Source organism: Novosphingobium sp. BL-S-33 (assembly GCF_056857025.1).
Genome location: NZ_CM166474.1, coordinates 2,400,419 through 2,414,246 on the forward strand (window position 1 = coordinate 2,400,419; position 13,828 = coordinate 2,414,246).

The window sequence follows — 13,828 nt, forward strand, 5'->3', positions numbered from 1 at the left end:
CTCGGACAAGGGCACGTGAAGGAGATGATGATGGTGAATTGGGGATCGCCTGAATCGGTCGGGCAGCAGAACGACTACAGAATGGCCCGCCGCACGGTGCTGGGCGGGTTGGTGATGGTGGGCGGCCTTGCGCTGACCGGCATGCTTTCCGGTTGCGCAACAATGGGTCTGCCCGGAAGCAGCCCCGCCGACGCCGAGCCGGTGCGGCGCCTCATGCGCTATTCCTCGGAGCGGGCCTTTACCTGGCTGGTGCAGCCCGATGGCTTCTGGACCAGCCCGGTCGCGCGCATTCCGCTGCCGGTGCTGTTCACCCGCACCGGTTCGACCAAATCGGCCGTGCTGAAATCGCCGAAATTCCGCGAACAGCTTCAGCATCAGCTCAACACGATTGCCAGCCAGAGCGCTGGAGCTGCCGCCTCGGTGGTGTCGCAAACCGCGAAGGACATGGCCATTCCCAACGCCGCGGGCGTGCTTCGCGGGGGGCGGACCGAGGCCACCACGCTGCTGCGCAAGGCCGTGGGGCCCGGCGTCGTCAATGCAATGATGCCGGGGATCGAGCGGGCCATGCAGCAGACCACCGATCCCACGCTGGGCCAGGCGATCGCCGCGCTCAAGGGCGTGACGATCACCGATGCCGCGCATGCCCTCGCGATCGAGGCCGACAATTCGATCTGGTACGAGATCGGCTCGGCCGAAGCCGCGATCCGGCAGGATCCCACGCAGACCAACGATGCCGTGCTGATTGGCGCGCTGAAGGGCGGCTAAGGCGGATTTGGGCGAATTCGAACGGGAAAATCCCGATCAGCTATTGCAATATTCCGGAGCGATTGAGCCTTTTGGGCCGCATCGTTTATTGCGGTGTCTGATCGACAGTTCGCGCACCAGCTGTTCCATCCCGTCGCCCCCGCGAAGGCGGGGGGGCCGCTTCTTTGCAAGCTCTCGCTTTACACAAGAAGCGGGATCCCCGCCTTCGCGGGGATGACGGGGGGATGGGGTGCGGTGTAATCAATATAGCGGGCTTGCAATAATATCGCGGTATCGCAATCGGGCGCTCTCATCCTGATTGCGCCGTCAGTCGGCAGCGAATTCATCGGTGCGCCCAGGCACCGGCACCAAAAAACCGCGCCAATATCCGCCCCGGGCCGGATCGGCCGCTCGGGGTGTTCAGATTGGGCGCGCTTGCCTATAGCGGGCGCCAGAATCGGCGCTGGATCCCTCGCTCGCGCCGAACTGCCGTTACGGGCCCCATCACAGGATTTGTGCCATGAAGTTCTTCGTCGACACCGCCGACACCGCCGAAATCGCCGACCTTGCCGCCACCGGCCTGCTCGACGGCGTGACCACCAACCCGTCGCTGATCGCCAAGTCCGGCCGTGACTTCATCGAAGTCACCAAGGAAATCTGCGGCCTCACCCATGGTCCGGTCAGCGCCGAAGTCGTCGCTCTCGACCACGCAGGCATGATGCGCGAGGCCGAAATCCTCCGCAAGATCGCGGACAACGTCTGCATCAAGGTGCCGCTCACCTTCGACGGCCTGAAGACCTGCAAGGCGCTCACCAGCGATGGCACCATGGTCAATGTCACGCTGTGCTTCTCGGCCAATCAGGCGCTGCTCGCCGCCAAGGCTGGCGCGTCGTTCGTCTCGCCCTTCGTTGGCCGTCATGACGACAACGGCTTCGACGGCATGGACCTGATCCGCGACATCCGCCTGATCTACGACAACTACGCTTACGAGACCGAGATCCTCGCCGCCTCGATCCGCCACCCGGTCCACGTGCTCGAATGCGCACGCATCGGCGCGGACGTTGCGACGATGCCGCCGGCGGTCATCAAGAACCTCGTCAAGCACGTCCTCACCGACAAGGGCATCGAAGGCTTCATGGCGGACTGGGCCAAGACCGGCCAGTCGCTCTGATAGCCGCGCTCATAAAATAAGCACACCTTCGGGTGGGTCGGCGCAAGGCCAGCAAATTCAACGCCGGAGGTGCATCGCGCCTCCGGCGTTTTGCATAGCGGCGGCTTGCACAGGCGCGGCTATGACGCCATTGAGCGGTCATGTCCGATGAAACACCCGTCGATCGCTTCAAATTCGCGCTGACCGGCGCCTCGCGCGCCATTGCGCAGGATGCCGAGGTCGAGGTCAACTGGACGGCGGATGCCCCCAGTGCCAGCGGGGGCACCTTCCGCGTTCCGATGCCGGGCCGCTCGGTCCCGCGCGGCGCGGCGATGCAGGCGCGCGGTTATGCCGACAGCTTCGCGCTGCGGCTGCGCCATCATGACGACCGTCTGCACATGCGCCATGCTCCCAGCGAGCCTTCGGCGCGGGCCTGCTACGACGCGGTGGAGGCCGTGCGCTACGAAGCGCTGGGCGCCAATGCCTATGCCGGCATGCGCGACAATCTCGACGCCTCGCTCGAAGCGCGCATCGCCACCGATCCGATTTCCCGCGCCGACAGTCCGGACAAGGTACCGGTGCCGACCGCGCTGGCGCTGATGCTGCGCGAACGCCTGACCGGCCAGCCCGTGCCCGAGGCAGCCCAGACCGGCGTCGCCATGGTCCGCCGCTGGATCGAATCGAAGGCGGCTGCCGATTTCGATGCGCTCGCTGGATTGCTGGAGGATCAGAAGGCTTTCCAGAAGCTCTCGCTCGACATGCTCGCGCATCTCGAGATGACGCAGGCCGATGAAATCGACATGCCGCCCGAGGACGCCGACGACATGGACGGCGACGAGGAGACCGAGGACGACGAGACCGGCGACGAAAGCGGGCGCGAGGAACAGCCCGCCGAAGCCGCCGCCGAACCCTCGCAAGGTCAGGACGAAGGCGAGAGCGAGGCCGAGGGCGAAAATTCCGAGGACATGGACGAGGGCGAGGAAGGGCAGGAAGGCGAGGAGGGCATGCTCCCCGTCCGGCCCAACCGTCCCTGGACCGACATTCCCGACAGCTTCGACTACAAGGTCTTCACCGAGGCTTTCGACGAAGTGACCAGCGCCGCCGACCTCTGCGACGAGGAAGAACTGACGCGGCTGCGCGCCTATCTCGACGCGCAGCTCAAGGGGCTTCAGGGCGTGGTGACGCGCCTTGCCAACCGGCTTCAGCGTCGCCTGATGGCGCAGCAGAACCGGTCCTGGGACTTCGATCAGGAAGAGGGCATGCTCGATGCCGCGCGGCTGGCCCGCGTGGTGGTCTCGCCCGGCCAGTCGCTCTCCTACAAGATCGAGCGCGACGTGGAGTTCAAGGACACCGTCGTCACCCTGTTGCTCGACAATTCGGGTTCGATGCGCGGACGCCCGATCTCCATCGCGGCGATCAGCGCGGACGTGATGGCGCGAACGCTGGAGCGCTGCGGCGTGAAGGTCGAGATTCTCGGCTTCACCACGCGCGCCTGGAAGGGCGGACAGAGCCGCGAATCGTGGTTGGCGAGCGGCCGCCCCGCACATCCCGGCCGCCTCAACGACTTGCGGCACATCATCTACAAGAAGGCCGACGAACCCTGGCGCCGCGCGCGCAAGAACCTTGGCCTGATGATGCGCGAGGGCCTGCTCAAGGAAAACATCGACGGCGAGGCGCTGCTCTGGGCGCACAGCCGCTTGCTCGCCCGGCAGGAGGATCGCCGTATCCTCATGGTGATCTCCGACGGCGCGCCGGTGGACGATTCGACGCTGTCGGTGAACTCGGCCGGTTATCTGGAGGCGCATTTGCGCCGCGTGATCGAATGGATCGAGGCGAAGAGCCCGGTCCAGCTTGTCGCCATCGGCATCGGCCATGACGTCACGCGCTATTACCGCCGTGCCGTCACGATCATGGATGCAGAGCAGCTTGGCGGCACGATGATCGAGCAGTTGGCGGGACTGTTCGAGGAAGAGTGATTTTTCTACCGGGCGGTATTGAATCTGTACCGCCCGGTCCCAAGTTCGGCGGCGGTTTGCAAACTGTCGCCAACGAAGGGAAATTCATGAACGTAACTGACGCAGTCCTCAGCCGCCGCTCGATCCGCGCATTCAGCGACGAGCCGGTGAGCCTCGACGTGCTGCGCCGCGTGCTCGACAAGGCGCGCATGGCGCCTTCGGGCTGCAACTTCCAGCCTTGGGAAGCGACCGTACTGACCGGCGAGCCGCTGAAGGCGCTGCAGGACAAGATGCTGGCCAGCCAGCCGCAGGATCCCGAGGAATACAACTGGTCCGCCCCCATGCAGTCCCCGCGCCACGCCGCGCGTCTGCAGGAACTGGGCGGCTTCATGTATGGGGCGATGGGCATCGGTCGCGACGATGGTGAGGGCCGCAAGGCGTTCATGAACCAGAACGTCACCTCGTTCGGCGCCCCGGCGCTGCTGGTCTGCTATTTCGAGCGCTTCATGGGGCCGCCGCAATGGTCGGACGTGGGCATGTGGCTCCAGACGATCATGCTGCTGCTGCGCGAGGAAGGCCTCGATTCCTGTCCGCAGGAGTGGATGGGTCTCTACGCCCGCCTCATCAAGGACCACATCGGCGTGTCGGACGAGACGCACCTGCTGTTCTGCGGTCTTTCGATCGGCAAGCGGCTCGACGTGCCGGTAAACGCCTTCGATCGCCCCCGCGTCGCGCTGGACGATCAGGTGAAGTTCCTCGGTTTCGAGTAATGGTAATGCCGGGCGCGGCTTGACTGCGCCCGGCTCCTGCCTAATTGCCCTGCGTCATGACCGAAACGAAGTCCTTGACGCTGTTCAACAGCCTGACCCGCCAGCTGGAGCCGTTCCAGCCCGTCCACGCTGGCGAGGCACGGGTCTACAGCTGCGGGCCTACGGTCTACAATTATCCCCACATCGGCAACATGCGCGCCTATGTCTTCGCGGACATTCTGGGCCGGACGCTCAGCCATGCGGGCTACAAGCTCACCCACGTCATCAACATCACCGATGTCGGCCACCTGACCGATGACGCCGACGCCGGCGAGGACAAGATGGAGAAGATGGCGCGGACCCAGGCGCAATCGATCTGGGACATCGCCGCGCATTACACGCAGGCCTACTGGGCCGACATCAAGGCGCTCAACATTCGTCAGCCGGCCAAGTGGTCGATCGCGACCGACTATGTGCCGCAGATGATCGAATTCGCCGAGAAGATCGCGCCAAACCACTGCTACGAACTGGAAAGCGGGCTCTACTTCGACGTCTCCACCGTCTCCGACTACGGCCGCCTCGCGCGTGCTGTCACCGATGAGGGCGAGGGGCGCATCGAGGCAGTCGAGGGCAAGCGCAATGCCGCTGACTTCGCGATCTGGCGCAAGACGCCCGAGGGCGAGAAGCGCCAGATGGAATGGGATTCGCCGTGGGGCAAGGGCGCTCCCGGCTGGCATCTCGAATGCTCGGTGATGTCGGGTGACCTGCTCGGCTTCCCGTTCGATATCCACACCGGCGGCATCGACCACCGCGAGATCCACCACCCGAACGAGATCGCGCAGAACCAGGCGTTCTGCTGCACGAATGGCCTCGACGTGCCCGCAAATTCGGGCGCGAAGCTGTGGATGCACAACAATTTCCTCGTCGAACGCTCCGGCAAGATGAGCAAGTCCTCGGGCGAGTTCCTGCGGCTGCAATTGCTGATCGACAAGGGCTACCACCCGCTTGGCTACCGCATGATGTGCCTTCAGGCGCATTACCGGTCGGAGCTTGAGTTCTCGTGGGAAGGGCTTGCTGCCGCGCTTGTACGCCTGAAGCGCATGATCATGGTGGTGGAGCGGTTGGGCGATGTGGAGCCGGGCGATGCCCGTCATCCCAAGCTCGCGCCGATGCTCGAAACGTTCGAGAAGGCGATTGGCGAGGATCTCAACACTGCCGTCGCGCTGACCGCGCTGGAGGAGGTTTTGGCCGCCAAGAAGGTCGATCCCGGCGCCAAGCGCGCGGCGATCGAGGCGATGGATTCGGTGCTTGGGCTCGACCTGTTCGGTACCGGCCGCGCGGACCTTCGCATCCGTCCCAAGATCGCCGAAATCACCGAGGCCGAGATCGAGGATGTGCTCGCCCGCCGCAAGGCCGCGCGTGCGGAGAAGGACTTCGCCACGTCCGACGCCCTGCGCGACGAACTCGCCGCCAAGGGCGTGGAAGCGATGGACGGCGACCCACTCGGCTGGGAATGGAAGCTCGGCTGACTCCTGGGAGGAGCAACCCGGGGCTGCGCCTCTTGTCTGGTGCTATTGCGGCAGACGCCATCATCACGCCGAAAAGCGCAATGATGTCTGCTGGACGGGCCCTTGCCATCCTGTCCCCGCTTGCCGATCTTCGTTAACTTCAAGAATTTGCAGAATTCCGGAGTACGAAGAATGACCGCAGCCCTCATCAACGCCCGGTCCCGGCCGCTGCTGGAAGGGCGTTTGCCCGAGGGCGTCGAGCCGCTCTGGTTCGAGAGCCACGATCAGCTTCTGAAACTGGCGCCGCGGGCTGACGTCGCGTGGCTGGATCCGATCCCGCCGGCGGTGGCTGGGGAGTTCATTGCACGGGCGGGCAAGCTCGCCTGGTACAATGCCATGTCCTCCGGCGTGGACTGGTTGCCGCTGAAACTCATGGCCGAGCGGGGGATTCGACTCACCAATGGAGCAGGGATCCACGCGCAGTCGGTCGCAGAATATGCGGTGATGGGCATGCTTACCGTGGCCAAGGGCTGGCGCGACGTGGTGCGCGCGCAGGATCGTCACGAATGGCTGATGGAGCCGCCTGGCAAGCGCGAGTTGCTCGATTCGAAAGTCCTGATCGTCGGTGCGGGTGAGATCGGCGGACGGATCGCCGAAATCCTGCGCGCCTTCGGGGCCGAAGTGACCGGCGTGCGTCGCAGTCCGGGCCCGGGCGAACTCGGATCCGATGAATGGCGCGCAAAGCTTGGCGGGTTCGACTGGGTGATCGCCATCGTGCCGTCGACGCCGGACACGCTGCGGATGTTCGGTGCGGCGGAATTTTCGGCGATGAAGCGAGGGGCGTTCTTCCTCAACTTTGCGCGCGGCACGGTGATCGAACAGGATGCGCTGCTTGACGCCATCGATTCGGGGCATCTTGGCGCCGCGTTCCTCGATGTGACGGAACCGGAACCGCTACCGGCCGACCACCCGCTCTGGTCGCGCGATAACGTGCATGTCTCGATGCACTTGTCCGGCCGGGCGCAAGATGCGTTGTTCGAGCGGGGGGCGGCCCGGTTTCTGGCCAATCTTGGCCGATTCGTGCGCGGCGAGCCGCTCGCGCACGTCGTCGACTTTTCGCTGGGATACTAAGGCAAAGCTGCAAGGGGCCGCCAAATTTTCCCGTCATCCCCGCGAAGGCGGGGATCCCGCTTCTTGAGCCCGACACGAGAGGTTGAGAAGGAACCCGACACGAGAGGTTGAGAAGGAAGCGGGGCCCCCGCCTTCGCGGGGGCGACGGAGTGGTTAGACTGACGGTCCGACGTCGATAACGAGCGCTTTGGCGGGTGGCCGCCTAAGCGTCAGGTCTCGTCGAGAAGCAGCAGTTCCACCTCGACGATCATGTGTGCCGGTGAGCCCGCCACATGATCGACTCCAGCAATCGTCGCATCGGCCACAAGCTGTCCGGGCAGCGTGAATTCATGATCGGGCAGGGCGGCAATCAGCGCTTCGCCCGCGTCGAGACCGTCTCGGCCCGTGAATTCCAGCGCGATGGTATGGCGTGAACCGGAAAAGGTCGCGCTGCTCCACGGCCGTTCGGCATGGCGCTGGAACTCGGCGCGCGGGCCGGCGAGGTGCAGCACTTCCGAAAGCAGCAGCAGCCAGGGCCCGCGCGAGTGCGATTCGGTACCCAGCGCGCGGCGGGCGGTTGCGAGCGGCGATGCGGAATCCAGGGACTCAGAACGCATGATCGGCCTCCTTGTAAGTGGCCATGAAGCTTTCGACGCGGGCGGCGGTGCCGGGACGCGGCATGCGGCCATTGCGCAAATCGACAACGAATCGGGGGTCGCCGGCGGCGAGTCGGCCGAACTTGGTGCACGGCATGTCGGTGTTGCGCAGGAAAATCTCTATCTGGCGCAGGAGCATCTTGGGGGTGTCCTCCTATGGACGGCGGTTTATGTTCCTCAAATGTTCCAACTGAAATCCTACTTGTCTAGGAAATTTCCTTCGCGTACGGATTATATTATGGAAAGCGCCGATGCCCGCAGCCGCCTGCTTGAACTTGCCGATGGGCGGGGCGTGAGCCTCTCCGCCCTGTCCCGGATGATCGGCAAGAATGCGAGCTATCTTCAGCAATTCATTAAGAAAGGTAGTCCGAAAAAGCTGGAGGAGGTGGACCGAAGCGCGCTCGCCCGTTTCTTCGGCGTGGAAGAGAGCGAGCTGGGAAAGGCGAAGGAAAATTACGACGCGGCACCGGCATGGATCGGTGTTCCGCGTCTGACCGTGGGGGCTTCGGCGGGGCCGGGCGCGCACGCCGGGGATGAGAAAGTTTTCGGCACGCTGCGTTTCTCGGCCCGGTGGCTGCGGTCGATGGGGCTGAGCCCCGAAATGCTGTCGGCCATCACGGTCTCGGGCGATTCGATGGAGCCGACTCTGCGGCACGGTGACGAGATTCTTGTCGACAGTGAGTGGCAGCCGCTGCGCGACGGCATTCATGTCGTGCGGCTCGACGATACGGTGCTGGTCAAGCGACTGGGATCGGTGGGGGCAGGGCGCGTCGTGCTGTCCAGCGACAATCCGGCCTATCGCCCCATTACCTGCGGACTTGCCGAAATCGTGGTGATCGGCCGAGTCGTCTGGAAGGGCGGCCGAATCTAGTCCGGTTGCAATCGAGAAGGCTTGCGGCCATTTCGGCAGGCATGACTGAAACTGCCGACGAACGACCGATGCGCGTGGGAATCATTCCCGTGACGCCGCTCCAGCAAAACTGCTCGCTCCTGTGGTGCACGAAGACCATGCGCGGCGCTTTCGTCGATCCCGGTGGGGACTTGCCGAAGTTGCGCAAGGCGCTGGAGCAGACCGGCGTGACGCTCGAAAAGATTCTCGTCACGCACGGGCATCTCGATCACTGCGGGATGGCCGGGGTGTTCGCCAAGGAAATGGGCGTTCCCATCGAGGGGCCGCACGAGGAAGATCGTTTCTGGATCGCGCAGCTCAATGACGACGGCCCGCGCTGGAACATGGAGGCGCACACGTTCGAACCGGATCGCTGGCTCGATACCGGCGACAAGGTGACGGTGGGCGAGCTTGAGCTCGATGTCTATCACTGCCCCGGTCATACGCCGGGCCATGTCGTCTTCCACCATGCGGCCAGCAAGTTCGCGATGGTGGGCGATGTGCTGTTCCAGGGCGGAATCGGCCGCTGGGACTTCCCACGCGGCAATCTGGAAGACCTTGTGAACTCGATCACCGGGCACCTCTGGCCGCTGGGCGATGAAGTGACGTTCGTTCCGGGGCATGGCCCCGTCAGCACTTTCGGTGAGGAGCGCCGCAGCAATCCTTATGTAGGCGATGCGGCGCTGGCGCGAGGCCTGCCTGCCTGAGCACGTCCGGGGCGCGCTCAGGCAGCGAGTCTATATGTAAGTGTGAAGTCCGGTTTCGGCCGGGCTTCTGCTCAGAATCGTCCGAGGGCGATCAGAAGCGCCATGACCGACAGGCCCAGCAGCGTGAGGATGGTGATGATCGTCCCCGCGGCGCGGAGCAGGTTGGGACGGTCCAGATCCATGCCAAAGGCGTGGAGCACGCGCCCTAGCATGAAGATCGACCCGACGATGGCCAGCCAGGCCCCCGCCTTGCCGGTCATCTCGATCGCGGCGACGAGGATCAGCACGAACGGCGTGCTCTCCACGAAATTGAGCTGCGCGCGCATGCGATAGGCAAGCCGCGCGTTGCCGCCATCGCCGTGGAGAACCTTTTCCTTGGTGCGAAGCTGGCCGATGCGGAGTATATGCCAGAAGGTAATTACCGCGGCAGCGGCTGCCAGGCACAAGGTTGTCTGCAGAATCATGTGAGGTTTCTCTCCGTTCCCCGGGGTGTTGCGGTTTTCGCGTTCATGCGCCGGGGAGGAACGGGTTGCAACTCGTGAGAAATCGGTTATAGGCGCGCCTTCGCAAGCCGCCGGTCCGGTTGAAGTCGGTCTCGGCGGCATTTTTGACATTCATTTATTCCAGGAACAGGTGCCGAAATGGCTGTCCCTAAGAGAAAGACCACCCCTTCCCGCCGTGGCATGCGCCGCAGCCATGACGCGCTGAAGGTCGAGGCTTTCCACGAATGCTCGAACTGTGGCGAGCTGAAGCGCCCGCACAACCTTTGCAACGCTTGCGGCCACTACAACGGTCGTGAGATCGTCGCGGTCGAAGTCTAAGACCAACGACGACTTTCGGAGAAAGAGCATGAGTCTGCCGCGTATCGCAATCGATGCGATGGGCGGCGACGAGGGCGTGCGCGTCATGATTGAGGGCGCGGCACTCGCGCGCCGTCGCCATGATCGCTTCAAGTTCCTGCTGGTGGGTGACGAGGCGCGGATCAAATCCGCGCTCGAGGATCACCCGAACCTCAGGGCAAGCTCCGAAATCCTGCACACCGATGGCGTCATCAGTGGCGAGGACAAGCCCAGCCAGGCATTGCGCCGGGCCAAGGGCACCTCGATGGGGCGCGCTATCGAGGCGGTGAAGGCGGGCGACGCCGGAGCCGCCGTCAGTGCCGGTAACACCGGCGCCCTGATGGCGATCTCCAAGCTGACGCTGCGCACGATGCCCGGTATCGACAGGCCGGCCTTGGCCGCGCTCTTGCCGACGCTGGGTGAAAACGACCTCGTGATGCTCGACCTCGGCGCCAATGCCGAGTGCGACGCGCGCAACCTCGTGCAATTCGCGATCATGGGCGCTGCCTATGCCCGCGTCGCCACGGGGCGCGAGCAACCGCGCGTGCGCCTGCTGAACATCGGTACCGAAGAAACCAAGGGCACCGACATGCTGCGCGACGCGGCAGCGATGCTCAAGGCGGCGGCGGCCGACCTGTCGATCTCGTTTGACGGCTTCTCCGAGGCCGACAAGCTGGGGCGCGGGGACATGGACGTCATCGTTACCGATGGTTTCTCCGGCAATGTCGCGCTGAAAGCGGTGGAAGGCACGGCGCGTTTCGTGGCCGATCTGCTTCGCCGCGGCTTCAGCAGCTCCCTGCGTTCGAAGATCGGGTTCCTGATCTCGAAACCGGCGACCGAGCTGCTCAAGCATCATCTCGATCCCAACAATCATAATGGCGCGGTTTTCCTGGGTCTCAACGGCATTGTCGTGAAAAGCCATGGCGGTGCCAATGCCGCCGGGGTCGCGAATGCCGTGGCGGTTACGGCGCGCCTCCTGGAGGAAAACGTGACCGAGCGGATCTCCGCCGACCTCGCCCGCGTGGGCGGGACTTCCCTGCGCAAGCCGCGCGTGACGGAAGAGAGCGCCTGATGTTGCGTTCGGTCATTGTCGGCACGGGCTCCGCCCTGCCGCGCCGTGCGGTCAGCAATGCCGAGCTTGCCGAGCAAGTCGACACCAGCGACGAGTGGATCGTCGAGCGCACCGGCATTTCCAACCGCCATATCGCTGCCGACGACGAAACGACGTCCAGCCTTGCCACCGATGCCGCGCGCAACGCGCTGGCGGCGGCGGGGATCGAGGCGGCTTCGATCGACCTGATCGTGCTCGCCACGGCAACGCCGGACCAGACGTTCCCGGCTTCCGCGACTCTGGTGCAGGCGAATCTCGGCTGCCGTGGCGGAATCGCCTTCGACGTGGCCGCGGTCTGCTCGGGCTTTCTCTATGCCTTGGGCGTGGCCGACTCGATGCTGCGTTCGGGCATGGCCAAGCGCGCGCTGGTGATCGGTTCGGAAACCTTCAGCCGCATTCTCGACTGGGAAGACCGCACGACCTGCGTGCTCTTCGGCGACGGCGCCGGGGCCATCGTGCTCGAAGCGCAGGAGCAGGGCGGTGAGAATCTGCGCGGCGTACTCGCCACCCGCCTTCATGCCGATGGCGCCCACAACCAGCTTCTCTATGTGGACGGCGGTCCTTCGACCACCGGGACCGTGGGCAAGCTGCGTATGAAGGGTCGTGAGGTTTTCCGCCATGCGGTGGTGAATCTGGCGGAAGTCCTTGAGGAAGTGCTCGTCGAAACCGGCCATACTTCGCAGGATATCGACTGGCTGGTGCCGCATCAGGCCAATGCCCGCATCCTCGACGCGACCGCCAGGAAGCTGAATCTGCCGAGAGAAAAGGTCGTGATGACCGTCGGTCAGCACGCGAATACGTCCGCCGCATCGGTTCCGCTGGCGCTCGATCAGGCCGTTCGCGATGGCCGAATCAAGCAGGGAGACCTCGTTGTACTCGAGGCAATGGGCGGCGGATTTACCTGGGGAGCAAGCCTCGTCCGCATGTGAATTTGCCCACGATCGAAAGTATCGTGGCATTTACTGCACGGAGCATTGCTTTTCCCTCATTTTTTCATATTATCGTCATGGGGGTCAGCGCTCTTAGGGGATGCGGGATTGATGCGCTCCATGGAAACATTGACCAGGGCTGAGATCGCGGAAGCCATTCACCGGAGGCTCGGGCTCTCACGCGCCGAATCGCTGGGCATGGTGGAGGCTATACTCCAGCACATGTCGCTCGCACTTACCGATGGGGAGAACGTAAAGATCTCCGGTTTCGGTACATTCCTGTTGCGAGACAAAGGCGAACGTGTCGGACGCAATCCGAAGACGGGGGTGGAAGTGCCCATTACCCCGCGCCGGGTGATGACATTCCGCGCCAGCCAGATGCTCAAGGATCGCATCGCAGAGATGTGATCGTGGCCGCTCCCGCGGGGCGGCACCGCCCAGAGGAGCCCGTTTCATGTCCGGAAATTCGGAACGTCCCCGCTTTGAGGACGGGAAGGATGCGCAGGCGCTTCGCACTATCGGCGAAGTGACGAAGGCGCTTGGTGTGCGCCAGCACGTGCTGCGTTACTGGGAAGAGCAGTTTCCCGCGCTTCAGCCGATCAAGCGTGCTGGGGGGCGGCGTTACTATCGCCCGGAAGACATTGCGCTGATTGCCGAAATCGACCGGCTCGTCCACCGCGAGGGCTATACGTTGCGCGGCGCGCGCCAGGCGATCGAGGGACGTTCCGATGAGGACGAAAGCGCCGGACCTGTCGTCGTCGAGGCCGCAATTCCGGCGCATGACGCCGTTTCCAATGACGAAATTATGGATCGCCTGCGCGCCATTCGGGCGCATCTAGCCCAGGCTTTGGTCGCGGCCTGACAAGGTTTCGATAGGGCGGGGTTTCGACAGGGCGGGCACCTTTATGGACCCGCCATTTTCTTCTCAATATTCGACTTGAGGACCCAGCGCCGGGTCAAGATCGCGCGGGCGAGTCAAATGGACCAGCCTGCCGCGACCCTCGCTGATGTCCGCCCACGAATCGATATCGAGTTCGATCACCGCAAAGGCGGCGGTCGGGAACTTTTCCTCGACCATGTCGCGCATCGGGCTTGATCCATCGTCGGGCACGAGGTCAAAGATCAGGTCTTCGAGACCGGGGTTGTGGCCGACCAGCATGATCGCGCGCGGATCGCCCGACTGTTCGCGCAGCAGGTCGATCAGCGTGGCGGAACTGGCGAGATAGAGTCGGCGGTCCCACGTAAGCGGCGGCGACTCGCCGGCGGCTTCTTCGGCCAGTTCGATGGTCTGCGCCGCGCGCACGGCGGGCGAGGCCAGGATACGGTTCCACTTTACCGTGTGATCGCGGATGTGCAGGCCCATCAGTGCTGCGCCTTTGCGCCCACGCTTGTTGAGCGGGCGGTCGAAATCGCGCAGGCGTGCATCGTTCCAGTCGGACTTGGCGTGCCTGAAAATGCCGAGAGTCTTCATGCCGATGATG

Annotated in this window: 17 protein-coding genes; 13 read left to right on the plus strand and 4 right to left on the minus strand. The window is 64.1% G+C overall.

Features of this window, described 5'->3' with window-relative positions; all coding sequences use genetic code 11:
* Positions 1 to 30 precede the first annotated feature (30 nt).
* From AC1VVM_RS11235 to AC1VVM_RS11260, 6 genes are all read left to right on the plus strand, one after another.
* Entirely contained in the window at positions 31 to 765 is a 735-nt protein-coding gene (locus AC1VVM_RS11235) for a DUF4197 family protein (RefSeq protein ID WP_482955071.1), read from the plus strand.
* Between the two features lie 499 nt (positions 766 to 1,264).
* Positions 1,265 to 1,915 (plus strand): fructose-6-phosphate aldolase, encoded by a 651-nt coding sequence (fsa, locus tag AC1VVM_RS11240; RefSeq protein ID WP_132385213.1) that lies wholly within the window; start codon positions 1,265 to 1,267, stop codon positions 1,913 to 1,915.
* Between the two features lie 140 nt (positions 1,916 to 2,055).
* Positions 2,056 to 3,870, plus strand: coding sequence for a cobaltochelatase subunit CobT (gene cobT / locus AC1VVM_RS11245; protein WP_482903998.1), 1,815 nt, complete (start codon positions 2,056 to 2,058; stop codon positions 3,868 to 3,870).
* A gap of 86 nt (positions 3,871 to 3,956) precedes the next feature.
* On the plus strand, positions 3,957 to 4,619 hold the full coding sequence (locus AC1VVM_RS11250) for a nitroreductase (RefSeq protein ID WP_482903999.1): 663 nt from the start codon (positions 3,957 to 3,959) through the stop codon (positions 4,617 to 4,619).
* A gap of 56 nt (positions 4,620 to 4,675) precedes the next feature.
* The gene (gene cysS, locus AC1VVM_RS11255; RefSeq protein WP_482904000.1) at positions 4,676 to 6,127 is read left to right on the plus strand and encodes a cysteine--tRNA ligase; all 1,452 of its coding nucleotides are present in this window, start codon (positions 4,676 to 4,678) and stop codon (positions 6,125 to 6,127) included.
* 171 nt (positions 6,128 to 6,298) lie between these two features.
* The gene (locus AC1VVM_RS11260) at positions 6,299 to 7,237 is read left to right on the plus strand and encodes a D-2-hydroxyacid dehydrogenase (RefSeq protein ID WP_482904001.1); all 939 of its coding nucleotides are present in this window, start codon (positions 6,299 to 6,301) and stop codon (positions 7,235 to 7,237) included.
* A 209-nt stretch (positions 7,238 to 7,446) separates the two neighbouring features.
* Here AC1VVM_RS11260 and AC1VVM_RS11265 read toward each other — a convergent pair whose 3' ends face one another.
* Positions 7,447 to 7,833: a hypothetical protein gene (locus AC1VVM_RS11265; RefSeq protein WP_482904002.1), complete on the minus strand. Its 387-nt coding sequence runs from the start codon at positions 7,831 to 7,833 to the stop codon at positions 7,447 to 7,449.
* A complete protein-coding gene (locus AC1VVM_RS11270; RefSeq protein WP_482904003.1) occupies positions 7,823 to 8,011 on the minus strand; it encodes a hypothetical protein in 189 nt (62 codons plus the stop codon). The genes AC1VVM_RS11265 and AC1VVM_RS11270 overlap by 11 nt, the downstream gene beginning before the upstream one ends.
* Positions 8,012 to 8,110: 99 nt before the next feature.
* Here AC1VVM_RS11270 and AC1VVM_RS11275 point away from each other — a divergent pair, with 99 nt between their 5' ends.
* Together AC1VVM_RS11275 and AC1VVM_RS11280 are read left to right on the plus strand one after the other, a co-directional pair.
* Positions 8,111 to 8,743 carry a S24 family peptidase gene (locus tag AC1VVM_RS11275; protein ID WP_482904004.1) on the plus strand — a complete coding sequence of 211 codons (633 nt, stop codon included), beginning with the start codon at positions 8,111 to 8,113 and terminating at the stop codon, positions 8,741 to 8,743.
* A 41-nt stretch (positions 8,744 to 8,784) separates the two neighbouring features.
* Positions 8,785 to 9,468 (plus strand): MBL fold metallo-hydrolase, encoded by a 684-nt coding sequence (locus tag AC1VVM_RS11280; protein WP_482904005.1) that lies wholly within the window; start codon positions 8,785 to 8,787, stop codon positions 9,466 to 9,468.
* A gap of 71 nt (positions 9,469 to 9,539) precedes the next feature.
* Here the strand turns inward: AC1VVM_RS11280 and AC1VVM_RS11285 are convergent, their stop codons facing one another.
* A complete protein-coding gene (locus AC1VVM_RS11285; RefSeq protein WP_132385221.1) occupies positions 9,540 to 9,932 on the minus strand; it encodes an MAPEG family protein in 393 nt (130 codons plus the stop codon).
* 177 nt (positions 9,933 to 10,109) lie between these two features.
* On the opposite strand from AC1VVM_RS11285, the gene rpmF reads away from it, so the two are divergent.
* The 5 genes from rpmF (at position 10,110) to AC1VVM_RS11310 (ending at position 13,209) form a co-directional block, all read left to right on the plus strand.
* A complete protein-coding gene (rpmF, locus tag AC1VVM_RS11290) occupies positions 10,110 to 10,289 on the plus strand; it encodes a 50S ribosomal protein L32 (RefSeq protein WP_132385222.1) in 180 nt (59 codons plus the stop codon).
* Between the two features lie 28 nt (positions 10,290 to 10,317).
* On the plus strand, positions 10,318 to 11,379 hold the full coding sequence (gene plsX / locus AC1VVM_RS11295) for a phosphate acyltransferase PlsX (RefSeq protein WP_132385223.1): 1,062 nt from the start codon (positions 10,318 to 10,320) through the stop codon (positions 11,377 to 11,379).
* Positions 11,379 to 12,347: a beta-ketoacyl-ACP synthase III gene (locus AC1VVM_RS11300; protein ID WP_482904006.1), complete on the plus strand. Its 969-nt coding sequence runs from the start codon at positions 11,379 to 11,381 to the stop codon at positions 12,345 to 12,347. The genes plsX and AC1VVM_RS11300 overlap by 1 nt, the downstream gene beginning before the upstream one ends.
* Before the next feature lie 111 nt (positions 12,348 to 12,458).
* A complete protein-coding gene (locus tag AC1VVM_RS11305; protein ID WP_132385225.1) occupies positions 12,459 to 12,755 on the plus strand; it encodes an integration host factor subunit alpha in 297 nt (98 codons plus the stop codon).
* Between the two features lie 46 nt (positions 12,756 to 12,801).
* A complete protein-coding gene (locus tag AC1VVM_RS11310; protein WP_482904007.1) occupies positions 12,802 to 13,209 on the plus strand; it encodes a MerR family transcriptional regulator in 408 nt (135 codons plus the stop codon).
* A 63-nt stretch (positions 13,210 to 13,272) separates the two neighbouring features.
* On the opposite strand, the gene AC1VVM_RS11315 is transcribed toward AC1VVM_RS11310, so the two are convergent.
* Positions 13,273 to 13,818, minus strand: coding sequence for a SixA phosphatase family protein (locus AC1VVM_RS11315; RefSeq protein ID WP_132385227.1), 546 nt, complete (start codon positions 13,816 to 13,818; stop codon positions 13,273 to 13,275).
* Positions 13,819 to 13,828 lie beyond the last annotated feature (10 nt).